Source organism: Nocardiopsis sp. NPDC057823 (assembly GCF_042797335.1).
GTDB lineage: Bacteria > Actinomycetota > Actinomycetes > Streptosporangiales > Streptosporangiaceae > Nocardiopsis > Nocardiopsis changdeensis.
Window position 1 is genome coordinate 1 of the sequence record NZ_JBHVLR010000002.1, and the last position, 23412, is coordinate 23412.

The window sequence follows — 23412 nt, forward strand, 5'->3', positions numbered from 1 at the left end:
GGGGCGCCCGGTCGGAACCGGGCGCCCCCGCCGGGTGTCCGAGCTGTTCTTTTCGAACCCCGGCCGTACTCCGGCCCGCCCGACGAATGGCGGAAGGTCCTCAACGGACGGCCTGCGGCCGCACGCTTCCCCCGAGGACCACTCCTCCGGGCCCGGAGAACCCCGCCGGGCTCCTCACGGACCCCGGCGGCACAGGGGAACACCTGGAGAACAGGCCCTAGGAAACGGCGGGGCCGGCGGTGGCCGGAGCGCTCTGGCTGCCGTTGTCCTCGCTGGGCATGTCGCGGGCGACGAAGGTCTCCACGTCGAACAGATTCCCGTTGGAACGGTCCACCACGTTCAGGAGGGTGGACATCTTGGCGATCTCCTCCACCTGCTCCTGGATGAACCACTGCAGGAACTGCTCGCCGGTGTAGTCGTCCTCGTCGCGGGCGACCTTGGCCAGCCGCTGGAACTGGTCGGAGACCTCGCGCTCCTGGCGCAGGGCCAGGGCGACCAGGTCGCGCGGCGCGGCGAACTCGGTCTCGATCTCGTCCACGCCCTGGAGGGCGAAGTCGACGTCCCGGTCGATGAGGTAGCGCACCAGCATCATGGCGTGGTCGCGCTCCTCCAGGGACTGCTCGTAGAACACCCGGGCCAGCTGGGGCAGGTCGTGCGTGTCGAACCAGGCGGCGAGGGCCACGTACTGGTGGGAGGCCGTGAACTCGTGCCGCACCTGGTCGACGAGGAGACGGTGGAACTTGGAAAGGCCACTATCGCTGCTCTTGTTCGAAGTCATGCCCCTACAATAGCCCATGCAAAGCCATTATCGGAAATCAGCGAAACGCCGAAGAATTCGTTAGGCAAGCCTTTCCAAGCCTTTCTTGGGTTCATTTAGGTAAGGTATGCCAAAGTAAGGCGGAACTTATTTCGCGTTTTCGTTCCCGCTGGTGGCGAATGCCCCGAAGGCGGAGACCCGCCCCATCGGTGCCGGTGTGGTGTCCACCATCCGGACGCCCGAGCCCACCCGTCGGGCATCGCCCCCTAGACTGGGGGCGTGATCAGTCGAATCGACCTCCGAGGCAGCCAGGACGACCCCCGCGACGCCCTTCCGCGCGCGGCCATGGACGTGGCGGACGCCGCCGAGCGCGTGCGCCCCCTGTGCGAGGACGTCCGCCATCGCGGTGTCGAGGCGCTGATCGAGCTCACCGAGCGCTTCGACGGGGTTCGGCTCACCGACATCCGCGTCCCCAAGGACGCGATCGACGCCGCCCTGGCCGGCCTCGACCCGGCCGTGCGCGCCGCGCTGGAGGAGTCCATCCGCCGCGCCCGCAAGGTCCACCGCGACCAGCGCCGCACCGACCACACCACCGAGGTCGTCCCCGGCGGCACCGTCACCGAGCGCTGGATCCCGGTCGACCGGGTCGGCCTCTACGTGCCGGGCGGCCGCGCCGTCTACCCGTCCAGCGTCGTCATGAACGTCGTCCCCGCCCAGGAGGCGGGCGTGCGCTCCCTGGCGGTCACCTCGCCGCCGCAGAAGGAGTTCGGCGGCCTGCCGCACCCCACCATCCTCGCCGCCTGCGCCCTGCTCGGCGTCGACGAGGTCTACGCCGTGGGCGGCGCCCAGGCCGTCGCCATGTTCGCCTACGGCGCCGGCGGGTGCGCCCGCACCGACATGGTCACCGGCCCCGGCAACATCTGGGTCGCCGCCGCCAAGCGCCTTCTCAAGGGGGTCATCGGCATCGACGCCGAGGCGGGCCCGACCGAGATCGCCGTCCTGGCCGACGCCACCGCCGACCCCGACCACGTCGCCGCCGACCTCGTCAGCCAGGCCGAGCACGACGTGGTGGCCGCCTCCGTCCTGGTCACCCCGGACGAGGCCCTGGCCGACGCCGTCGTCGACCGCCTGCGCGTCCGCGCCGCCGCCACCCGGCACGCCGACCGCGTCCGCGAGGCCCTGTCCGGGCCCCAGTCCGGCATCGTCCTGGTCGACGACCTCGACCACGGGCTCGACGTCGTCAACGCCTACGCCGCAGAACACCTGGAGGTCATGACCGCCGACGCCGCCGCCGTCGCGGCCCGCGTGCGCAACGCCGGGGCGATCTTCGTCGGCGCCTACGCCCCGGTCTCCCTCGGCGATTACGCCGCGGGGTCCAACCACGTGCTGCCCACCGGCGGGTGCGCCTGCCACAGCGGCGGCCTGAGCGTGCAGACCTTCCTGCGCGGGGTGCACGTGGTCGAGTACGACCGCGACGCGTTGGCCGACGTCGCCCATCACGTCATCACCCTCGCCGAGGCCGAGGACCTGCCCGCCCACGGCGAGGCCGTCGCCGCGCGGTTCCCCACGGCCTAGCCGGAGCCGCGACCGACCGGACGGTGCGGCGCCCCGGACCCCGCCCGGGTCCGGCCCGCCTCCGCGGGCACCGCGCGCCGCACCGACCACGACCGACCATGAGCGTGACACCCGTGAGCTTCACTCTGAACGACCTGCCCCTGCGCGACGACCTGCGCGGCCGCTCGCCCTACGGGGCCCCGCAGATCGACGTGCCGGTGGTCCTCAACACCAACGAGAACCCGCACCCGCCGTCGGAGCGGCTGGCCCGCGCCCTGGCCGACGCCGTCGCCGAGACCGCGGCGGGCCTGAACCGCTACCCCGACCGCGACGCCGTCCGGCTGCGCCGCGGCCTGGCCGAGTACCTCGGCCACGGGCTGACCACCGCCAACGTGTGGGCGGCCAACGGCTCCAACGAGATCCTCCAGCAGATCCTCCAGGCCTTCGGCGGGCCCGGCCGCACCGCGATGGGCTTCGAGCCGTCCTACTCGATGCACCCCATCATCTCCCGCGGCACCGGCACCGCCTGGGCGGCGGTGCCCCGCACCGCCGACTTCCGGATCGACGTGGACGCCGCCCTGGCCGCCATCGCCGAGCACGAGCCCAGCGTCATCTTCCTGACCTCGCCCAACAACCCCACCGGAACGGCCCTGCCGATCGCCGACATCGAGCGCATCGCCGCCGCCGCGCCGGGCGTGGTCGTCGTGGACGAGGCCTACGCCGAGTTCCGCCGGGAGGGCACCCCCAGCGCCCTGCGCCTGCTGGCCGACCACCCGCGCCTGATCGTCTCGCGCACCATGTCCAAGGCGTTCGCGCTGGCCGGGGCCCGCCTGGGCTACCTGGCCGCGCACCCCGCCGTGGTGGACGCCCTGCAGCTGGTCCGCCTGCCGTACCACTTGTCGGCCGTCACCCAGACCGTCGCCCTGGTCGCCCTGGACCACGCCGACGAGCTCCTGGGCGCCGTCGCCGACCTGCGCGCCGAACGCGACTCCCTGGTGGAGTGGCTGCGCGCCCACGGGTTCACCGTCGCCGACTCCGACGCCAACTTCGTCCTGTTCGGCGAGTTCGAGGACCGCACCGAGGTGTGGAAGGCCCTGCTCGACCACCAGGTCCTCATCCGCGAGGTCGGCCCGCCCGGCTGGCTGCGCGTCACCGTCGGCACCCCGCAGGAGATGGCCGCCTTCCGCGACTCCCTGCTGCGCGTCACCGGACGCTGACCCGCCCCTTTTCCCAACAGGAGGACCCACCATGAGCCGCATCGGACGCGTGGAGCGCGCCACCAAGGAGACCAAGGTCCTGGTCGAGATCGACCTGGACGGCAGCGGCGTCGCCGACGTCTCCACCGGCGTCGGCTTCTTCGACCACATGCTGGACCAGCTCGCCAAGCACGGCCTGTTCGACCTGACCGTGCGCACCGAGGGCGACCTGCACATCGACTCCCACCACACCATGGAGGACACCGCGCTGGCCCTGGGCGCCGCCTTCCGCGAGGCCCTGGGCGACAAGGCCGGCATCCGCCGCTTCGCCGACGCCAAGGTGCCCCTGGACGAGGCCCTGGCCGAGGTGACCGTCGACGTGTCCGGCCGCCCCTACCTGGTGCACAGCGAGCCCGAGGGCATGGCGCCGACCATCGGCCGCGACTACGACACCACCATGACCCGGCACATCCTGGAGTCGTTCGTCGCCCAGGCCCGGGTCGCCCTGCACGTCCGCGTCCCCTACGGCCGCAACGCCCACCACATCGTCGAGTGCCAGTTCAAGGCGCTGGCGCGGGCGCTGCGCTTCGCCACGGAGAAGGACCCCCGCGTCACCGGGATCCCCTCCACCAAGGGCGCCCTGTAGACATGGACGACCTGTGGGGCCTCGCCCTCATCGTGCTGGGCGGCTTCCTCGGCGGAGGCGCCTACGCCATGTGGAAGGCCAACAAACCCATCGCCGTCGCCCTGGCCGGGTGCACGGTGCTCGCCGTGGCCTCGGGCGTCCTGCGCCTGGGCTACTTCTAAGGGGAGGAACACCATGCCGCCACGCGTGGTCGTGTTCGACTACGGGTCGGGCAACCTGCGTTCGGCCCAGCGCGCCATGGAGCGCACCGGGGCCGACGTCACCGTCACCTCCGACCCGAACGCCGCGCTGGACGCCGACGGCCTGGTCGTCCCGGGCGTGGGCGCCTTCAGCGCCTGCATGGCCGGGTTGAAGCAGGCGCACGGCGACCGCATCATCGGCCGCCGCCTGGCCGGGGGCCGCCCGGTCCTGGGCATCTGCGTGGGCATGCAGGTGCTGTTCGACAAGGGTGTGGAGCGCGCCGACCCGCAGGCCGAGGACCAGGTGACCCCGGGGTGCGGGGAGTGGCCCGGCACGGTGGAGCGCCTGGACGCGCCGATCCTGCCGCACATGGGCTGGAACACCGTCCGCGCCCCGCAGGACTCGCAGCTGTTCGCGGGCATCACGCCGCAGGACCGCTTCTACTTCGTGCACTCCTACGCGGTGCGCAAGTGGGAGCTCGCCTTCGACAACCCGCGCATGGCCCCGCCCCGGGTGACCTGGGCCGAGCACGGAGAGCCCTTCGTGGCGGCGGTCGAGAACGGGCCGCTGTGGGCCACCCAGTTCCACCCCGAGAAGTCCGGCGACACCGGTGCCCGCATCCTGGCCAACTGGGTCGCCACCCTCCCGCAGACATAGTTTTCCGGACCGACGAGCACGAGAAGGCCCCATGACCGGCGAGACCAACCCGCCCGCACTCGAACTCCTGCCCGCCGTGGACGTGTCCGGCGGCCAGGCCGTCCAGCTCGTCCAGGGCAGGGCCGGGTCGGGCGGACAGTACGGCGACCCCTTCGCGGCCGCGCAGGCCTGGCAGGAGGCGGGCGCCGAATGGATCCACCTGGTGGACCTGGACGCCGCCTTCGGTCGCGGCCACAACCGCGACCTGCTGCGCGACATCGTGGACCGCCTCGACGTCAAGGTGGAGATGTCCGGCGGCATCCGCGACGACGCGTCGCTGGCCGCCGCACTGGCCACCGGCTGCACCCGCGTGAACATCGGCACCGCCGCCCTGGAGAACCCCGAGTGGTGCGCGAAGATCATCGCCGAGCACGGGGACAGGATCGCGATCGGCCTGGACGTGCGCGGCACCACCCTGGCCGCCCGCGGCTGGACCCGTGACGGCGGCGACCTCTTCGAGACCCTGGAGCGCCTGGAGTCGGAGGGGTGCGCCCGGTACGTCGTCACCGACGTCAACAAGGACGGCACCCTCAAGGGCCCCAACCTGGACCTGCTGCGCGCCGTGTGCGAGCGCACCGACAAGCCGGTGGTGGCCAGCGGCGGGGTGTCCAGCCTGGACGACCTGCGGGCCATCGCGGGCCTGGTGCCCCTGGGCGTGGAGGGCGCCATCATGGGCACCGCCCTGTACGAGGGCGCGTTCACCCTCCAGGACGCCCTGGCGACCGTGGCGGCGGAGCGATGAGCCTCGCGGTCCGTGTCATCCCCTGCCTGGACGTGGACGCCGGGCGGGTGGTCAAGGGCGTCAACTTCGAGAACCTGCGCGACGCGGGCGACCCGGTCGAACTGGCCGGGACCTACGACGCCGGGGGCGCCGACGAGCTGACCTTCCTGGACGTCACCGCCTCCAGCGGCGATCGGGAGACCACCTACGACGTGGTGCGCCGCACCGCCGACCAGGTCTTCATCCCGCTGACCGTGGGCGGCGGCGTGCGCACCACCGACGACGTGGACCGGCTGCTGCGGGCCGGTGCCGACAAGGTGGGCGTGAACACCGCCGCGATCGCCCGGCCGGAGCTGATCGGCGAGATCGCCGAGCGGTTCGGCCGCCAGGTGCTGGTGCTGTCCGCGGACGTGCGCCGCGTCCGCGGGGACGACGCGCCCACCCCGAGCGGGTTCGAGGTGACCACGCACGGGGGCCGCCGGGGGACCGGCATCGACGCCCTCCAGTGGTGCGAGCGCGCCGCCGAACTGGGGGCGGGGGAGATCCTGCTCAACTCGATGGACGCCGACGGCACCGGGCGGGGCTTCGACCTGGAGCTGATCCGGGCGGTGCGGGCCCGGGTGGACGTCCCGCTGATCGCCTCGGGCGGCGCGGGCGCGGTGGAGCACTTCGCGCCGGCGGTCGAGGCGGGCGCCGACGCGGTGCTGGCCGCCACGGTCTTCCACTTCGGCGAGTTCACCATCGCCGACGTCAAGGAGAGCCTGCGCGCGGCGGGCCACTCCGTCCGCTGACCCGGCCCTCCGAAGGACCCGGCGCCGAGCGCCGGGTCCTTTCCCTTTCCACGGGCCGGGGGGCACGCGCGAGACCCCCGCCGGGTTCACACGACTTGGACAAAATGTCCCATGGGGATAGGGAAATCTGTCTTTTTGGAGGTATTGGCGGCGGATTTGTGAACGCGGTGCGCACCCTGCACATCCCACCATGTGACGGGGACGACACACGGGGAAAGGACCGGCCTCCATGTCAGGCACCATCACCACACGCATCACCGCCCTCCTGGCGGCGGCTCTGCTCGCGACCGCCGCGGCGCTCACGGGCGCCTCCGCGGCCTCGGCGGACGACCTCGCCGCCACGTCCGACGACACCCTCGCCGAGATCGAGGCCACGCCCTGGCCCGAGTACTCGATGGGCGACGTCGACGCCGACATCCTCGCCGCCAAGCTCCTCATCACCGAGCAGGGCTTCGACCCCGGCGCCGAGGACGCCGAGTTCGACGGCGAGTTCCGCGCCGCGGTCCTCGACTACCAGGCCGCCAACGACCTGGAGGACAGCGGGACCCTGAACGCCGAGACCTGGCTGCTGCTGCGCGAGCAGACCTTCGGCGAGTACGGCCCCGGCTCCCGCGGCAACGTCGTCCGCGCCGTCCAGCACCTGATCAACGCCAAGTTCGAGGCGCACCTGGGCGTCGACGGGATCTACGGCCCGGACACCGAGGACGCCGTCCGCTGGGTCCAGGACTTCTTCGGGATCGGCGTCGACGGCATCACCGGCGAGTACACGTTCCGCGCCCTGGTCACCTACCAGGACTACGACAGGTGAGGATCCCGTAGGATCCCGCCCCACCAGGAGTCCGGCCCCTCCCCTCGGGGGGGCGGACCCGTGTCCGCTTCGTCATCGGCTGGACGGAATAGCACCGATCGGTCGGGCGCTGAAACAATCCGGTGGAACCTGTCGGTGCCGCTGGATAAGTTGGCACCGCACGTGCCCCGTGCCCTTCGGCATGCCCGGAGGCCGGGGCACCGTGGACGGTCCGCGCCGGGAGCCCTCCCAGAGGGCCCGCCCGTGCGCGCAAGGAGAACGGGGGGCGCATGGCGCAGGGCACGGCAACCGCGGGAGAACGCACCGAGGAGGACGCCGACGGCTCGGCAGCCGCCCACCGGGGGGTGTTCGGCCGGGGCATGAAGGTCCTGTGGGTCGCCGCCCGCACCGAGCCGTGGATCTTCGGCGTCGCCGTCGTCGGCGCCATGCTGCACGCCGCCGTCACCGTCGGCTCCGCCTCCGTGCTGGGGTACCTCACCGACAACACGATCATCCCGGCCTTCGACCAGGGGGCCACCACCACCGCCGCCCTGGTCGGGGCGGGCGCCCTGCTCATGGCCGTCGGCCTGGGCAAGGCCGTCGGCATCGCCATGCGCCGCATGCTCGCCGCCCTCATGCAGTTCCGGCTCCAGGCCCGCTACCGCCGGGCCGTCGCCCGCAAGTACCTCGAACTCCCGCTGGCCTGGCACCACCGCCACCCCACCGGCCAGCTGCTGTCCAACGCCAACGCCGACGTCGAGGCCGCCTGGCAGCCGCTCGCCCCGCTCCCGATGGCCGTGGGCAGCGTCTTCATGCTCGTCATCGCCGCCGTCGCGATGCTCGTCACCGACCCCCTGCTGGCCCTGGTCGCCTTCGTCGTCTTCCCCTTCCTGGTCCTGGTCAACGTCGTCTTCCAGCGCCGCGTCTCGCCCATGGCCTCCCGCGCCCAGGCACTGCGCGCCGAGGTCAGCGGGGTCGCCCACGAGTCCTTCGACGGCGCCCTGGTCGTCAAGACCCTGGGCCGGGAGGACACCGAGACCGAGCGCTTCACCGAGTCCGCCCACCGCCTGCGCGACGCCCTCATCCAGGTCGGCCGCATGCGCTCGATGTTCGACCCCGTCATCGAGACCCTGCCCAACCTCGGCGTCCTGGCCGTCCTGCTGCTGGGCATGTGGCGGCTGTCCACCGGCGCCATCGACCCCGGCGACCTCGTCCAGATCGCCTTCCTGTTCACCCTGCTGTCCCTGCCCGTCCGCTCCTTCGGGTGGATCCTGGGCGACCTGCCCCGCAGCGTCGTGGGCTGGGACCGCGTCCAGTCGGTGCTGCGCTCGGAGGGCTCCATGGAGCACGGCGACCGCACCCTGGACGAGAGCGCCGGCGGCATCGCCCTGAGCGCCCGCGGCGTCGTCTTCTCCTACGCCGACTCCTACGACAGCGACGGCCGCGACCTCATGTCCGAGGACGCGCAGGGCCCGCGCACCACCGTCCTGGACGGCGTCGACCTGGACATCGCCCCCGGCCGCACCGTCGCCCTGGTCGGCCCCACCGGCTCGGGCAAGTCCACGCTCACCACCGTCCTGATGCGCCTGGTCGACCCCGACGAGGGCACCGTCTCCTACGACGGCGTCGACGTCCGCGAACTGGCCCGCGACCAGATCCCCCGGCACGCCGCCCTGGTCCCGCAGAGCACCTTCGTGTTCGAGGACACCGTCCGCGGCAACATCACCCTGGGCGAGGACATCGACGACGAACGCGTGTGGGCGGCGCTGCGCCTGGCCCGCGCCGACGGGTTCATCGCCGAGCTCGACGGCGGCCTGGACGCCCCCCTGGGGGAGAAGGGCACCACCCTGTCCGGCGGCCAGCGCCAGCGCCTGGCCCTGGCCCGCGCCGTGGTCCGCGACCCGCGGCTGCTCATCCTGGACGACGCCACCTCCGCCGTCGACCCGCAGATCGAGGCGCAGATCCTCGGCGGCCTGCGCGAACGCGACGCCTCCGCCACCGTGGTCGTCGTCGCCTACCGCCGCGCCACCATCGAGCTCGCCGACGAGGTCGTCTACCTCGAACGCGGCCGCGTCCTGGCCCGCGGCACCCACACCGAACTCCTGGAGACCTCACCCGGCTACAACCGGCTCGTGACCGCCTACGAGCGCGCCTCCGCCGAGAACGACGCCGCGCGCGCACCCGTCCCGGAGGGCCCGGCCCCCGTCGACCCCACCCGCCGAGCCGCGGTCCGCGGCGACGACCTCACCGAGGAGACGAGCCGATGAGCGCACCCGCACCCACCCGAGAGGAAGACGAGCGCGAACCCGCGGGGTCCCGGGACGCGGCCCCCGGACGCGCCGACTCCTCGGTGTCCCTGCACCGGTCCACCGGGTCCGCGATGGACACCCTCAAGCGCGGCCTGCGCCTGTCCCCGGAGTTCGCCAAGGGCCTGTGGCTCACCCTCGCCTTCGCGGTGATCGCCACCGTCGGCAAGGTCGTCGTGCCCATCGCCGTCCAGCAGATCATCGACAACGGCATCTCCGCCGCCGGCGGCCCCGACCTGGGCTTCGTCGTCCGCATGGTCGCGGTCTGCGCGGGCCTGCTGGTCGTCACCATGGTCTGCTCCTACCTGATGAACGTGCGCCTGTACAAGGCCACCGAGTCGGGGCTGGCGACCCTGCGCCGCAAGGCGTTCCGGCACGTCCACGACCTGTCCGTGCTCACCCAGAACAGCGAGCGCAAGGGCGCCCTGGTCTCCCGCGTCACCAGCGACGTGGACCAGATCAGCACGTTCATGCAGTGGGGCGGCATCCTCCTCATCGTCAGCGCCGGGCAGCTGCTCATCGCCACCGTCCTCATGGCGGTCTACTCCTGGCAGCTCACCATCGTGGTGTGGGTGTGCTTCCTGCCCCTGCTGTTCGGGGTGCGCTGGCTCCAGAAGCTGCTGTCCAAGGCCTACCTGAAGGTCCGCGAGAACACCGGCGACATGCTCGGCGTCATCGGCGAGACCGTCATGGGCGCCGCCGTCATCCGCGCCCACGGCACCGAGGAGCGCACCGCCCGCCGCATCGACACCACCGTGGTCGCCACCCGCCGCGCCCAGGTGCGCGCCCAGCGGCTGTCGGTGGCGGTGTCCCCGTTCGCCGAGATCGTCTCGGCGATCGGCAACACCGCCGTGGTCCTGCTGGGGGTGTGGCTGGGCCTGGACGGCGACCTCACCGCGGGCCGCCTCATCGCGTTCCTGTTCCTGATGACCCTGTTCATCCAGCCGATGATGATGGCTACCGAGATCTTCAACGAGGCGCAGAACGCCATCGCCGGCTGGCGCCGCGTCCTGGGCGTGCTGGACACCGTCCCCGACATCTCCGACCCGGGCGAGGCCGGGACGGTGCTGCCGCGCGGACCGGTGCGGGTCGACTTCGACCGCGTCACCTACTCCTACCCGGACGGCCCCGTCGTCCTGGACGACGTGACGGTGACCATCGAGTCGGGCACCCGGCTCGCCGTGGTGGGGGAGACCGGGTCCGGCAAGACCACGTTCGTCAAGCTCCTCACCCGGCTGATGGACCCCGACCGGGGTACTGTCCTGCTCGACGGGACCGACCTGCGCGAGATCGCGTTCTCGTCGCTGCGCGGCCGGGTCGTCATGGTCCCCCAGGAGGGCTTCCTGTTCGACAGCTCCCTGGGCGACAACATCCGCTTCGCCCGCCCGGAGAGCACCGACGCCGAACTGCGCACCGCCATCACCGACCTGGGACTGGACGAGTGGCTGGACAGCCTCGCCCACGGCCTGGACACCCCGGTGGGTCAGCGCGGGGAGTCGCTGTCGGCGGGCGAGCGCCAGCTCGTCGCGCTCATCCGCGCCTACGTCGCCGACCCCGACCTGCTGGTCCTGGACGAGGCGACCTCCGCCGTCGACCCGCACACCGAGATGCGCATCCAGCGCGCCCTGGACCGGCTCACCCGGGGCCGCACCTCGGTGGCGATCGCCCACCGCCTGTCCACGGCCGAGGCCGCCGACCGGGTCCTGGTGTTCGACGACGGCCGTATCGTGCAGAGCGGCTCCCACGCGGAACTGGTGTCCCGGCCCGGCGTCTACGCCGACCTGTACGCCTCCTGGGTGCGCTCCTCGGCGTGACCGGGGCCGCCGGTCACCGGCCCGACTCCCGCCACAGGTGGGCGGCGACCAGGCCGGGGACCACCGTCTCGACCAGGAGGGCGACGTCGGGGTCGGTGTCGCCCGGGTAGCGCACGGTCAGCTCCGCCCCCGGCACGCTCTCGCGCCCGGGGGTGGGGCCCACCGCCACGAACCGGCCCCGCAGCTGCCCCAGGTGCTCGGAGAACCGCTCGTCGTAGGCCGACCCGGCGAACAGCAGCGCCCGGTAGTCGGTGACCGCCGCCAGGTACCGGTCGGTGTGCGACCACTCGCCGGTCTCACAGGTGTGCGCCACCGCCACCGGGCCCTTGCGCAGCAGCTGGGCGCCCTGCACCGCCGACGCGGTGCGCTCGGCCGGCGCCACCAGGTGCACCCCGTGCGGCGACTCCAGCGCCCGCGCGGCCTCGGGCACCCAGGTGTGCGCCGACGCCAGCAGCGCCTGCACCGCGTTGGCCGACCGGCGCAGCAGACTCGGCAGGTTGCGGCTGCCGCCCAGCACCGGAGCGCCCAGCCGGTGGCCCAGCAGCAGGGCCAGCCCCAGCGCGTGCTGGTAGGCCCGGCAGCCCAGCCCCGCCCGCTCGTCCCCGGCGTGCAGCGGCACCAGCAGGTCCGCGTACCGCGCCACCACGGCCTCGGAGCCCGCGGCGGCCAGCACCACCACGGGGGAGCGGCCCACGTACCGGTCCAGGACCGTGCACAGCTCCCGCTGGCCGCCGCCCAGGCTCACCCCCACCACCAGGGTCTCCGGACCCGCGGGCGGCTCCTGGGCGGACGCGGAGGAGTCCGCGACCGCGCCGATGCCGGCCAGCCTCAGCCGCGCCGCCGCCACCTCGCACACGCCCCGGGCCGCGCCGATCCCCAGGAACCGCACCGCCGCGGGCTCGTCGTCCAGCAGCGCGGGCAGCGCCGCGTACGGGTCCCAGCGCGGGAACCGCTCCGCCAGCGCGTTCAGGGAGGCGGGCATCTCCGCCAGGTCGGCGGACAGGGCCTGGGCCGTCACGGGAACCCCCACATCCGTTCGTCTGCTCGCGTCCGCCGTGCACGGCGGCTCCGGGCGCACTCTAGGACACCCGCCGCCCCGGAACGCCCGCGGCCCGCACTGGACACGCCCCGGTGACACCCGGCCGGCGGGCGGCCATAACCTGGAGGACATGAGCGTCACCAGCCTCGACCCGGCCATCGCCGCCCGCCTCAAACGCACCGAGGACGGACTCGTCCCCGCCGTCGTGCAGCAGCACGACACGGGCGAGGTCCTCATGCTCGCCTGGATGGACGACGAGGCCCTGCACCGCACCCTCACCACCGGTGCGGCCACCTACTGGTCGCGCAGCCGCGGCGAGTACTGGGTCAAGGGCGCCACCTCCGGCAACACCCAGCGTGTGGTGTCCGTCGCACTCGACTGCGACGGCGACACCCTGCTGCTCAAGGTCGACCAGACCGGGGCGGCCTGCCACACCGGCGACCGCACCTGCTTCGACGCCGGGCGCCTGCTGTGACCCCGCCCGCACCCGAGGAGACCACCGCCGCCGCGCCGCCCGCCGACCCGGCGGCGCGGCGCGCCCGCCGCGAGTTCGCCGCGGCCGTCCTCGGCCTGGCCGCCGGGGCCGGGCTGCTGCTCGCCTCCGCCGGGCGCGCCTGGGCCACCGGCGACCTCACCACAGCGGGACCGGTCGTGCCGGCCCCGGTGCAGATCACCGGCGGCGACCTCACCGGGGTCCCGGCCGGGATCGGCTGGGCCGCGCTGGCGGGCATCGCCGGGATCTACGCCGCCCGCGGGTGGGCGCGCCGCCTCATCGGCGCCCTGCTCGCCCTGGGCGGCGGCTACGCCCTGAGCGCCGTCGTCGCGGCGGCGCGCCCCGCTGCGCTGGCCGAGGCCGTCGACGCGGCCGCCGCCGCGGGCACCGCCCGCGCGGCCGGGACCCCCGAGCTCCTGGCGGCCGGTCCGGCCATGGCCGCCGCGGGCGCCGCGCTGATCGCGGCCGCCGGCGTCCTCGCCCTCCTCCGTGCCCCCGCCTGGCCGGGCATGGGGACCCGGTACGATCGGGACGCCGCACCGCGCGCGAACGCCACGGGCACACCCGCCGACCTGTGGAAATCGCTCGACGCGGGTGACGACCCCACACTCGACGCCCCCGACGGCGACACCGCTCCCGCGCGCCCCGCGGGCGGTGCCGCCACCGGGGACGGCACCGAACCCGCACCGCCGACCCCGAGGTCGGCCGACTCGAAGGAGAAGCCCTGATGGCCGCTGACGAACACCACGACGACCACGGCAACACCGTCTCCGCCTGGTTCCTCACTGTTTCCTGGATCGTCGCCTGGACGGTGGCGGCCGCCGCCATCATCCTGGGCGGGGACCTCATCACCTGGACCGTGATCGGCCTGGGCGCCAGTGTGGTCCTGGCGGTCATCGCCGGTGTGATGAAGAAGGTCGGCCTGGGCCGCAAGGAGCCGCGCCCGGTGCCGCCGACCCGCGAAGAGTGGGAAGCGTCTCGCAAGAAGGTCGCCGCCTAGCCGGCTCGCGCCCCGAACACGCCCGCCCCAGGGGATTCCACGGCCACTTCCGGACAGAACCGGAGAATCCGCAGCTCACAACGACTGAGTAACGGAAAATGGACGAAGGTCCCATGGGGCGGGTAGATTTTCTCCACCGGCCGTGACCGCGTGTACCGGCCGACTGGTGGATCGTCCCCCCGGTCTGGCAACATGCGTAGTCGCCCGCGGCGTGATCGCACCGGTGATCCGACCCTGCCCCTTCGTCGGTCCCGTCTGCCCTGCCGCACGTCGCGAGCCGAAAATCCCTTGTCCGCAGTCTGGAAAGTTGTTCCCATGAGCTATGGTCCCCCGCCCCCCGCAGGTCCCCCCGGACCCGGCGGTTACGGCCCGCCCCCCGGTGGCGGCGGCTACGGCCCGCCCCCCGGCGCCACCCCTCCCGACAACGGGCTCGTCTGGGCCATCGTCGCCATCTTCTGCTGCTGGCCGTTCGCCATCCCGGCGATCATCAACGCGACCAAGGTCAACGACCTGTGGAGCCGCGGCGACCAGGCCGGCGCCATGGAGGCCCAGGCCCAGGCCAAGAAGTGGACCAAGATCGCGTTCATCCTGGGCAGCATCAGCTACATCCTGAGCATCGGGCTGTACGCGTGCAGCGTCGTCGTCGCTCTGAGCGCCACCCCCACGTACTACTAAACGGGGAGCGTTCCCCCGACCCTCTGCCCCCGGACCGGAACCGTCCGGGGGCAGAACCTTTCCCGCCCGAGAACGACCCTTAAGCTGGTGGACGTGGAGCCCGAACACGCCGGTCCCCGACACGGGACCGCCGCCCCCGCCGAACCCGACGGACACGCCGCCCCCTCCCGGGGCCAGCGGGTCCTGCGCAGCCTGCACCGGATCCCGGCCCCCGTGTGGCCGCTGGGCGCGGGCGCCGTCTTCCTGGCCGGGGCCACCCTGCTCCACTTCGTGAGCCCCGGCGAGCCGGGCAACTACCCCACCTGCCCCTGGCTGCTGATGACCGGCACCTTCTGCCCGGGCTGCGGCACCATGCGCGCCATCGCGCTGACCACCCACGGGGACGTCCTCGGCGCCATCAGCATGAACCCGCTGCTGGCCCTGCTCGCCCCCTACATCCTGTGGGCGTACATCCGGTGGATCGCCGCCACCGTCCGTCCGCCCAAGGCGCCGCCCAGACCCACCCCGGTCTGGTTCCTGTGGACCCTCACCACCGTCATCATGGTCTTCTGGGTGGCCCGGAACCTGCCGTGGTTCTCCTTCCTGGCGCCGGGGACCCCGCTGTTCCCCGGCTGGTGACCAGAGCCGTTTCACGCATCCCCGTACCTCGAAAGGTCCGCACATGAGCTACCAACCGCCCTCCGGCGGCTACGGTCCCCCGACCGGCGGCTACGGCCCGCCCCCCGGCGGCTTCGGCGGCCAGCCCCAACCGCCCGCCGGCGGTCCGCCCAAGAACTACCTGGTGCACAACATCCTGGGCATCTTCGGCTGCACGGTGATCGGCATCATCGGCCTCATCTTCTCGCTCCAGGTGAACAGCAAGTGGCAGGCCGGGGACTACGCGGGCGCCGAGGAGTCGGCGAAGATCGCCAAGATCATGGGCATCATCAGCCTGATCGGCTTCATCCTCATGATCGTGTTCGTGGTCGTGTACGTGCTGTTCTTCGTCGTCATCTTCGGCGTCGCCATGAGCTCCACGCCCACCACCTACTAGCGGGCACCGGCCGCGCGTTCCCGGACGTACCCGGACGAGCCGCCCGGCACCGTGCCCCGCACGACACCACCGTCGCCCCCGTCACACGCCGTGTGCGCGGGGGCGGCGGCGTTCCGGGCCCCGGGGGTCGATACGATGAGCGCACACGGCGCGAAGCAGGCCCAGCGGGCCGAGCCGCGCCCCGCGGCCCGCCCAGCTGTGCGAGCGCCGCGCCCGGCCACGACGATAGGGAGCGGTAACCACGTGAGCGTGCTCGACGAGATCCTCGACGGAGTACGCGCCGACCTGGCCGAGCGCCAGGAGGCCCTGCCCCTGGACGCGCTCAAGGAGCAGGCCGCGTCGGCGCCCACCCCGAAGGACGCCGAAGCCGCCCTGCGCCGCCCCGGTGTCCACGTCATCGCCGAGGTCAAGCGCGCCAGCCCCTCCAAGGGCCCGCTGGCCGCCATCGCCGACCCGGCCGCCCTGGCCCGCGACTACGAGGCCGGCGGGGCCGCGCTCATCAGCGTCCTCACCGAGCAGCGCCGCTTCAACGGCAGCCTCGACGACCTGCGCGCCGTCGCCCGCGCCGTCGACACCCCGCTGCTGCGCAAGGACTTCGTCGTCAGCTCCTACCAGCTGTGGGAGGCCCGCGTCCACGGCGCCTCCGCCGTCCTGCTCATCGTCGCCGCCCTGCCCCAGGAGGCCCTGGTGTCCCTGGTGGAGCGGGCCCGCTCCCTGGGCCTGATGCCCCTGGTGGAGGTCCACGACGAGGAGGAGGTCGACCGCGCCCTCGACGCCGGGGCCACCGTCATCGGCGTCAACGCGCGCAACCTCAAGACCCTGGAGGTCGACCGGGACACCTTCGCCCGCGTCGCCCCCCGCATCCCCTCCGACATCGTCAAGATCGCCGAGTCCGGCATCCGCGGGCCGCACGACCTGCTGGCCTACGCCGGTGCCGGCGCCGGAGCCGTCCTCGTCGGCGAGAGCCTCGTGCGCGGCCGCAACCCGCGCGAGGCCGTCGCCGACCTGGTCACCGCCGGGGCCCACCCCGCCCTGCGCGACCGGAACTAGGGGACGGACGGCTCCATGGGAGGAACGACGGCGCACACCGCCATCACGGCCCGCACCGGCCGCCGATGGCGATGGCTCTAGGGAATCCGCCGCGCAGCGTGCGCGTTCGCGGGTTCCCGTCGCCGCGTTGACCCGAAGTCAGAACGCGCCGCGGGCCCAGGACACGCCGCGGCGCACGGAACGGTCGGCGCGCGCACCCCGCCCGTGCGCCCGCGCGAGGGGGGTGGGCCGTCGGCCCCGCACCCGAAGGACAGTCCCATGAGCCACGATCCGCAGCTGCCCGACGCGCGCGGGCACTACGGCCGCTTCGGCGGCCGCTTCGCCCCCGAGGCGCTCATCGCCGCCCTCGACGAGGTCGAGACCGAGTGGGAGAAGGCCCGCCACGACCCGGCCTTCCAGGCCGAGCTGGCCGAACTCCTCAAGGACTACACCGGCCGCCCCAGCGCCCTGAGCGAGGCCCGCAACTTCTCCGAGCACTGCGGCGGCGCCCGCATCCTGCTCAAGCGCGAGGACCTCAACCACACCGGCTCGCACAAGATCAACAACGTGCTGGGCCAGGCCCTGCTCACCAAGCGCATGGGCAAGACCCGCGTCATTGCCGAGACCGGCGCCGGCCAGCACGGGGTGGCCACCGCCACCGCCTGCGCCCTGATGGGCCTGGAGTGCGTCATCTACATGGGCGAGGAGGACACCCGCCGCCAGGCGCTCAACGTCGCCCGGATGCGCATGCTCGGCGCCGAGGTCGTCCCCGTCACCATCGGCAGCCGCACCCTGAAGGACGCCATCAACGAGGCGTTCCGCGACTGGGTCGCCAACGTCGACCGCACCCACTACCTGTTCGGCACGGTCGCCGGACCCCACCCCTTCCCGAAGCTGGTCCGCGACCTGCACTTCGTGGTCGGCGCCGAGGCCCGCGAGCAGGTCCTGGAGCGGGTCGGCCGGCTGCCCGACGCGGTCGCGGCCTGCGTGGGCGGCGGGTCCAACGCCATGGCGGTCTTCGCCGCGTTCATCCCCGACACCTCGGTGGCCCTGTACGGGTTCGAGGCCGGGGGCGACGGCGCCGACACCCCCCGCACCGCGGCCTCCATCAGCTCCGGCAGCCCCGGCGTGTTCCACGGCGCCCGCACCTTCGTCCTCCAGGACGAGTACGGGCAGACGCTGCCCAGCCACTCCATCTCCGCGGGGCTGGACTACCCGGCGGTGGGCCCCGAGCACGCCTACCTCGCCGACACCGGCCGGGCGAACTACGAGGCGATCACCGACGCCGAGGCCATGGAGGCCTTCCGGCTGCTGTGCCGCACCGAGGGCATCATCCCGGCCATCGAGAGCGCCCACGCCCTGGCCGGGGCCCGCAAGCTGGGGGAGCGGCTGGGCCCCGACGCGGTGATCCTGGTGAACCTCTCCGGGCGCGGCGACAAGGACGTGGACACCGCGGCCGCCTACTTCGGCCTGATCGACGGTAAGGACGAGGCGTGATGACGACCCTCCAGAACAAGCTCGCCCAGGCCCGGGCCCAGGGCCGGGCCGCCCTCATCGGCTACCTCCCGGCCGGGTTCCCCGACGTCGAGTCCTCGATCAAGGTCGTCCGGGCCATGGTCGAGGGCGGCTGCGACGTCATCGAGGTGGGCCTGCCCTACTCCGACCCGATGATGGACGGCCCCACCATCCAGCGGGCGGCCGACGCCGCGCTGGCGGCGGGGACCACCACCGACGACGTGTTCCGGGTGGTGGAGGCGACCGCCGAGACCGGCGCGGCCGCCGTGGTCATGTCGTACTGGAACCCGATCGAGCGCTACGGAGTGGAGCGCTTCGCCGGGAACCTCGCCAAGGCGGGCGGGGCCGGGGTCATCACCCCCGACCTCATCCCCGAGGAGGCGCAGGAGTGGATCGCGGCCTCCGACACCGCGGGCCTGGACCGGATCTTCCTGGTGGCGCCCTCCTCCACCGACCGGCGGCTGGAGCTGACCACCCGGGCGTGCAGCGGGTTCGTGTACGCGGCCTCGCTGATGGGGGTCACCGGGACCCGCACCCAGGTGGCCGGCACCGCCGCCGAGCTGGTGCGGCGCACCCGGGAGGCCACCCGCGAGTCGGGGCTGCCGATCTGCGTGGGCCTGGGCATCTCCTCGGGGGCGCAGGCCGCCGAGGTCGCCGCCTACGCCGACGGCGTCATCGTCGGCGCCGGGTTCTGCCAGCGGGTGCTGGACGCCCCGGACCTGGAGACCGGGCTCATCGCGGTGACGTCGTTCGCCGAGGAACTGGCGGCGGGCGTCCGGTCCCGCTGACCGGGACGCCGAAAAGCAGGACGCGGGCGGGCCGCCCCCACACCCGGGGGCGGCCCGTTTCCCGTGTCCGGGCCGGTCAAGGGCGGGGTTAAGAAGGTTAAGCCGGTGAGAATCGGGTGAGAAGGGACCTTCGGGCTCGGGGAAACGCCGCGCGCGAGGGCTCCGCGGTGGTGTGATTGGGGGGTGGCGGACGCCGGGTCCGCCTCTTCACGCGCCCCGGTTCCAGCGCCCGGAGTCAGCGGGCGGTCACAGCCGGTAGGATCTGCATGGTCACCGAGAGCGATTGAATGGGCGCAGATTGCAACTGATCGGCCCCCGAACCCCGAAGGCCCCCGACATGGACACACCCGACGAAACCCCCGCCCCCGCCCCCGGGTCGCGCTGGGCCGCCGTCCAACCCTGGCTCACCCTCGCCTGCCGCATCGCCCTCGCCGGGATCCTCATCTACGCGGCCGTCTCCAAGTACCCGCCCGCGCTCTCCGTCCAGGCCGTCGAGGCCTACGACCTCTTCCCCCACGAGATCGCCCGCCTCATCGGCTACACCCTCCCCCTCTTCGAGCTCGCCCTGGCCGTCCTGCTCCTGGTCGGCCTGGCCACCCGCTTCACCGGAGCCGTCACCGCCCTGCTCATGGTCGTCTTCATCGCCGGGATCCTCTCGGCCATGGCCCGCGGGCTGAGCATCGACTGCGGCTGCTTCGGCGGCGGCGGCGCCGTCGACCCCGGCGAGACCACCTACGGCCTCTCCATCGCCCGCGACATCGGCTTCGCCGCACTGGGGGCCTTCATCGCCCTGTGGCCCCGCTCACCCCTCGCCCTGGACCGCCCGCTCGGCCTCTTCCGCTGACCCGCGGCCCACGACCACACCCCGACTCAGGAACAGAAGGAACACCACCATGGGGAGCGAAGCGCGCAAGCGCGCCCGTGAACGGCTCAAGGAACAGCGGGCCAAGGAGAAGAAGGCCGCCGCGCGGCGCAAGAACCTCATCGTCATCGGCGTCGCCGCCGCCGTCATCGTCCTCATCGTCGGGATCGGCTACGCCGTGCTCAACTCCGACCGCGACGAGGGCTACACCGGCCCCCTGGCGACCCAGACCCTCCAGGAGGACGGCAGCGTCGTCATGGCGAACGAGGGCGTCGAGGCCCCCGTCGTCGAGATCTACGCCGACTACCAGTGCCCCGCCTGCCGCCAGTTCGAGCTCACCAACGGCAGCCTCCTCAAGGAGCGCGCCGCCCAGGGCGAGGCCATCGTCCACTTCCGCCCGGTGAGCATCTTCGCCCAGCAGCAGGTGCCCATCAGCAGCAACTCGCTGCGCGGCGGCGCCGCCGCCCGCATCGCCGCCGACCACGGCGTCTTCGTCGAGTACAACGACCTGCTCTTCGAGAACCAGCCCACCGAGGGCCGCGAGGGCTTCTCCACCGACCAGCTCGAGCAGTGGTTCGCCGAACTGGAGACCTCGCCCGAACAGCAGCAGGAGTTCGGCGCCCGCCTGGAGGAGGAGGCCGCCGTCGTCACCGAGTTCACCGAGGAGTTCCTCCCCGCACTCACCGAGGACGCCGTCCGGGAGATCGGCCAGGAGACCCTGGGCACCATGGTCCTCAGCGACCTGCTGGCCTGGGGCGCCGACAACGGCCACGACCCCGCGTTCCTCGACGGCACCTACACCGGGGAACTCATCGACGCCACGGGCAGCGCCTACACTCGCTACAGCGGAGACAACGCGTTCCGCGGCACCCCCTCCGTCTACCTCAACGGCGTCCTGCTCGACAACAACACCGCCATGACGGTCCGGGGACTCTCCGAAGCCATCGCCTCCGCCGACCCCGGTAAGGTCGAGACCCAGCCGTTGGACAACGGGGGTGACGCGCAGTAACACCCCTGAAGACACCCCCCGCACGCGGGGCGAACCCGAGAGCAGAGCAGTGACATTGTCGTCGACAGTCAGCGAGGGCGCGGCCGCCACCGGCCGCGCCCTCGCGGCCATCCCCAGCCCGCAGGTGAACTCGATCCCGATCGGGCCCCTGGAGATCCACTTCTACGCGCTGTGCATCCTCGCCGGCGTGATCGTCGCCGTCCTGTGGAGCGAACAGCGCTGGAAGGCGATGGGCGGCGAGCAGGGCACCATCCTCGACATGGCGGTGTGGGCGGTCATCCTCGGCCTCATCGGCGGCCGCCTCTACCACGTCATCAGCGACGCCCAGCTGTACTTCGCCGAGGGGCGCGAGCCCATCCGCGCCCTCTACATCTGGGAGGGCGGCCTCGGCATCTGGGGCGCCATCCCCCTGGGCGCCGTCGGCGTGTGGATCGTCGCCCGCAAGCGCGGCCTGTCGATGACCAAGCTCTCCTTCGCCATCGCCCCCACCATCCCCCTCGCCCAGGCCCTGGGCCGCTGGGGCAACTACTTCAACCAGGAGCTGTTCGGCCGCCCCACCGACCTCCCCTGGGCCGTGGAGATCCTCCCCTACCCCGAGGGCCACCTGCGCCCCGGCATGGAGTTCGGCGTCACCACCTACCACCCCACCTTCCTCTACGAGTCCCTGTGGTGCCTGGGCCTGGCGGTCCTGCTCGCCTGGGCCGGGCGCCGCTTCGAGTCCTCCCTCCAGGGCGGGCGCCTGTTCGCCCTCTACGTCATGGGCTACTGCGTCGGCCGCTTCTGGATCGAGTACCTGCGGGTCGACCCCGCCAACGACTTCTTCGGCCTGCGCCTGAACAACTGGACCTCCATCCTGGTCTTCGCCGGCGCCCTGGCCTACTTCGTCTGGGCCGGCCGCCGCCTCGACTCCTTCTCCACCGCGGTCGTGCCCCACGGCGCCGACGCCGGCACCCAGGTGTTCGGGCCCACCGCCGACGGTGAGATGGGTAACGACGACACCGTCTACAGCACCACCGACACAGGGGATTCCGACCTCGGGACCCGGGGGGGCGACGCCGGGACGGAATACCACCCGAGCCCCGAGCGATCTAGTAGCGAGGGCTCGACCTCGAACGACGAGGGAACCGGTTCCGGGACGAAGCCCGAGTAGACACGGGAAGGACGCCGACGCCCGTCTCCACGGGCGCGGCGGCCGCGCACGACACCACATCCACACCCACGAGGGTGACGACGTGCCCGCACGTGCCCCCGTACCTTTCGAGCAGACCACGGGTTGACGATTGAGAAAGACCGTGAGCAGAGCCGAGTCCGGTCCCGGCCGTAAAGGACGCCGCGGCGGGAGCCGCCGCGCCGACACCGGCCCGATCCGCGACCGCGCCGACGACTACGGCCACGACGAGGAATACGACTACGACCCGGAGGAGGACTTCTCCGCCGAGTACGGTCACACCGCCGCCGGGGACGAAGGCGCCGGCGGGAACTCCGACACCGCACAGGACGGTGACGACGAGCGCGCCGGGTCCGGCCGCGGCCGCGGCCGCCGCCGGGGCTCCCGCCGGGCCGCCCCGGCCAGGGACGCCAGGCAGGGCGGGGTCAAGCGCGTCTCCGCGTTCTCCGCCTCCGCGATCAAGAAGGTGTCGGTCTTGGGCGACCGGCCCAACCAGATCGTGTACACACTCGCCGAGCAGAGCAAGCGCAAGCGCGGCACCGCGGTGCTGGGCGTCCTCATCGGGGCCTTCGCCCTCTCCCTGGTCGCGCTGCTGGGACTGCTGTCCTACCAGCTCTTCACCGGGGCGGGCGGCACCACCTCCGGCGGCGACACCTCCGTGGTCGCCCCGCCCGAGGGCCACAGCACCATCACACCGCAGCTCTACCTGTCCAACGCCAACCGCGACGACGTCTTCGGCCCCATCAACGAGCGCCCCGAGGGCCTGGAGCCGATGACTCAGGAGGCGGTGTTCGACCCCGTCCAGGAGGTCGAGCTGGACGGCATGAAGCTGGAGCTGCGCGACGGCGCGGTCACCGACTCCTGCACCTCCCTGGTGTGGGGCGACGACCTGGGCCAGAGCCTCATCGACGCAGGCTGCGTCAACGCCGCCTCGGGCGTCTACACCGACGCCGACGAGGAGTACGTCGCCCAGGTCACCCTGTTCGACCTGTCCGACGCCGAGGCCGCCACCGAGGTCGAGGCCGCACTGGACCCGAACAACGTCGAGTCCGGCGCCGGGTTCCTGCTCAGCCGCACCAACGACGAGATCCCCGGTCTCCAGGACGGCTACAGCGAGGCGACCGCCCAGGTCATGGGCCACTACCTGGCGGTGTTCTGGGTGGCCCGCACCGACGGCAGCCCGCCCGGGGACGACACCGACCTGGCCAAGGTCACCGTGGCGTCCATGAACGCGTTCCCCTACGTCTACAACGAGGTGATCGCCGCCCAGGCGGAGCAGGAGTAGCAGGGGGTCGGACGACCCCGACGCGCACCCGCGGACGAACGGCCGTGCTCTGAGCACGGCCGTTCGTG

The 23412-nt window shown here is 72.8% G+C and carries 25 protein-coding genes; 23 read left to right on the forward strand and 2 right to left on the reverse strand.

What is annotated here, in order from left to right; all coding sequences use genetic code 11:
- Window positions 1-217: 217 nt before the first annotated feature.
- A complete protein-coding gene (locus ACFVNO_RS04305) occupies window positions 218-778 on the reverse strand; it encodes a ferritin (protein ID WP_355270058.1) in 561 nt (186 codons plus the stop codon).
- A 258-nt stretch (window positions 779-1036) separates the two neighbouring features.
- On the opposite strand from ACFVNO_RS04305, the gene hisD reads away from it, so the two are divergent.
- The 10 genes from hisD (at window position 1037) to ACFVNO_RS04355 (ending at window position 11448) form a co-directional block, all read left to right on the forward strand.
- Window positions 1037-2332, forward strand: a complete 1296-nt coding sequence (gene hisD, locus ACFVNO_RS04310; RefSeq protein WP_378889263.1) for a histidinol dehydrogenase — start codon at window positions 1037-1039, stop codon at window positions 2330-2332.
- A gap of 98 nt (window positions 2333-2430) precedes the next feature.
- Entirely contained in the window at window positions 2431-3528 is a 1098-nt protein-coding gene (locus ACFVNO_RS04315) for a histidinol-phosphate transaminase (RefSeq protein ID WP_378889266.1), read from the forward strand.
- Between the two features lie 31 nt (window positions 3529-3559).
- Window positions 3560-4153 carry an imidazoleglycerol-phosphate dehydratase HisB gene (hisB, locus tag ACFVNO_RS04320; RefSeq protein WP_306371343.1) on the forward strand — a complete coding sequence of 198 codons (594 nt, stop codon included), beginning with the start codon at window positions 3560-3562 and terminating at the stop codon, window positions 4151-4153.
- A 2-nt stretch (window positions 4154-4155) separates the two neighbouring features.
- Window positions 4156-4314 carry a hypothetical protein gene (locus tag ACFVNO_RS04325; RefSeq protein ID WP_220562468.1) on the forward strand — a complete coding sequence of 53 codons (159 nt, stop codon included), beginning with the start codon at window positions 4156-4158 and terminating at the stop codon, window positions 4312-4314.
- A gap of 13 nt (window positions 4315-4327) precedes the next feature.
- Window positions 4328-4990, forward strand: a complete 663-nt coding sequence (gene hisH, locus ACFVNO_RS04330) for an imidazole glycerol phosphate synthase subunit HisH (RefSeq protein ID WP_355270063.1) — start codon at window positions 4328-4330, stop codon at window positions 4988-4990.
- Between the two features lie 31 nt (window positions 4991-5021).
- A complete protein-coding gene (gene priA, locus ACFVNO_RS04335; RefSeq protein ID WP_355270065.1) occupies window positions 5022-5771 on the forward strand; it encodes a bifunctional 1-(5-phosphoribosyl)-5-((5-phosphoribosylamino)methylideneamino)imidazole-4-carboxamide isomerase/phosphoribosylanthranilate isomerase PriA in 750 nt (249 codons plus the stop codon).
- The gene (hisF, locus tag ACFVNO_RS04340; protein WP_355270067.1) at window positions 5768-6541 is read left to right on the forward strand and encodes an imidazole glycerol phosphate synthase subunit HisF; all 774 of its coding nucleotides are present in this window, start codon (window positions 5768-5770) and stop codon (window positions 6539-6541) included. Before priA ends, hisF begins: the two co-directional genes overlap by 4 nt.
- Window positions 6542-6770: 229 nt before the next feature.
- Entirely contained in the window at window positions 6771-7349 is a 579-nt protein-coding gene (locus ACFVNO_RS04345; RefSeq protein ID WP_378889273.1) for a peptidoglycan-binding protein, read from the forward strand.
- A gap of 269 nt (window positions 7350-7618) precedes the next feature.
- Window positions 7619-9595: an ABC transporter ATP-binding protein gene (locus ACFVNO_RS04350; RefSeq protein WP_355270071.1), complete on the forward strand. Its 1977-nt coding sequence runs from the start codon at window positions 7619-7621 to the stop codon at window positions 9593-9595.
- Complete coding sequence (locus ACFVNO_RS04355) at window positions 9592-11448, forward strand: ABC transporter ATP-binding protein (protein WP_355270073.1); 1857 nt, start codon at window positions 9592-9594, stop codon at window positions 11446-11448. Before ACFVNO_RS04350 ends, ACFVNO_RS04355 begins: the two co-directional genes overlap by 4 nt.
- Window positions 11449-11461: 13 nt before the next feature.
- On the opposite strand, the gene ACFVNO_RS04360 is transcribed toward ACFVNO_RS04355, so the two are convergent.
- A complete protein-coding gene (locus ACFVNO_RS04360) occupies window positions 11462-12466 on the reverse strand; it encodes a sugar isomerase (RefSeq protein ID WP_220562461.1) in 1005 nt (334 codons plus the stop codon).
- Between the two features lie 151 nt (window positions 12467-12617).
- Here ACFVNO_RS04360 and hisI point away from each other — a divergent pair, with 151 nt between their 5' ends.
- From hisI to ACFVNO_RS04425, 13 genes are all read left to right on the forward strand, one after another.
- Window positions 12618-12962 carry a phosphoribosyl-AMP cyclohydrolase gene (gene hisI, locus ACFVNO_RS04365; protein WP_220562460.1) on the forward strand — a complete coding sequence of 115 codons (345 nt, stop codon included), beginning with the start codon at window positions 12618-12620 and terminating at the stop codon, window positions 12960-12962.
- Window positions 12959-13708 (forward strand): Trp biosynthesis-associated membrane protein, encoded by a 750-nt coding sequence (locus tag ACFVNO_RS04370; protein ID WP_378889276.1) that lies wholly within the window; start codon window positions 12959-12961, stop codon window positions 13706-13708. Before hisI ends, ACFVNO_RS04370 begins: the two co-directional genes overlap by 4 nt.
- Window positions 13708-13980, forward strand: coding sequence for an HGxxPAAW family protein (locus ACFVNO_RS04375; protein WP_220562458.1), 273 nt, complete (start codon window positions 13708-13710; stop codon window positions 13978-13980). The genes ACFVNO_RS04370 and ACFVNO_RS04375 overlap by 1 nt, the downstream gene beginning before the upstream one ends.
- A 315-nt stretch (window positions 13981-14295) precedes the next feature.
- A complete protein-coding gene (locus ACFVNO_RS04380) occupies window positions 14296-14655 on the forward strand; it encodes a CD225/dispanin family protein (protein WP_355270077.1) in 360 nt (119 codons plus the stop codon).
- 93 nt (window positions 14656-14748) lie between these two features.
- The gene (locus ACFVNO_RS04385) at window positions 14749-15273 is read left to right on the forward strand and encodes a DUF2752 domain-containing protein (RefSeq protein WP_378889279.1); all 525 of its coding nucleotides are present in this window, start codon (window positions 14749-14751) and stop codon (window positions 15271-15273) included.
- Window positions 15274-15316: 43 nt separating this feature from the next.
- Window positions 15317-15688, forward strand: a complete 372-nt coding sequence (locus ACFVNO_RS04390) for a CD225/dispanin family protein (RefSeq protein WP_378889281.1) — start codon at window positions 15317-15319, stop codon at window positions 15686-15688.
- Between the two features lie 243 nt (window positions 15689-15931).
- Entirely contained in the window at window positions 15932-16738 is an 807-nt protein-coding gene (trpC, locus tag ACFVNO_RS04395; protein WP_355270079.1) for an indole-3-glycerol phosphate synthase TrpC, read from the forward strand.
- 258 nt (window positions 16739-16996) lie between these two features.
- The gene (gene trpB / locus ACFVNO_RS04400; RefSeq protein WP_355270080.1) at window positions 16997-18214 is read left to right on the forward strand and encodes a tryptophan synthase subunit beta; all 1218 of its coding nucleotides are present in this window, start codon (window positions 16997-16999) and stop codon (window positions 18212-18214) included.
- Window positions 18214-19020 carry a tryptophan synthase subunit alpha gene (trpA, locus tag ACFVNO_RS04405; protein WP_220562452.1) on the forward strand — a complete coding sequence of 269 codons (807 nt, stop codon included), beginning with the start codon at window positions 18214-18216 and terminating at the stop codon, window positions 19018-19020. The genes trpB and trpA overlap by 1 nt, the downstream gene beginning before the upstream one ends.
- 337 nt (window positions 19021-19357) lie before the next feature.
- Complete coding sequence (locus tag ACFVNO_RS04410) at window positions 19358-19864, forward strand: MauE/DoxX family redox-associated membrane protein (protein WP_220562451.1); 507 nt, start codon at window positions 19358-19360, stop codon at window positions 19862-19864.
- A gap of 49 nt (window positions 19865-19913) precedes the next feature.
- Window positions 19914-20891: a thioredoxin domain-containing protein gene (locus ACFVNO_RS04415; RefSeq protein WP_220562450.1), complete on the forward strand. Its 978-nt coding sequence runs from the start codon at window positions 19914-19916 to the stop codon at window positions 20889-20891.
- A gap of 55 nt (window positions 20892-20946) precedes the next feature.
- The gene (lgt, locus tag ACFVNO_RS04420) at window positions 20947-22041 is read left to right on the forward strand and encodes a prolipoprotein diacylglyceryl transferase (RefSeq protein WP_355270082.1); all 1095 of its coding nucleotides are present in this window, start codon (window positions 20947-20949) and stop codon (window positions 22039-22041) included.
- Between the two features lie 142 nt (window positions 22042-22183).
- On the forward strand, window positions 22184-23344 hold the full coding sequence (locus ACFVNO_RS04425) for a hypothetical protein (RefSeq protein WP_378889286.1): 1161 nt from the start codon (window positions 22184-22186) through the stop codon (window positions 23342-23344).
- The last annotated feature ends 68 nt before the right edge of the window (window positions 23345-23412 follow it).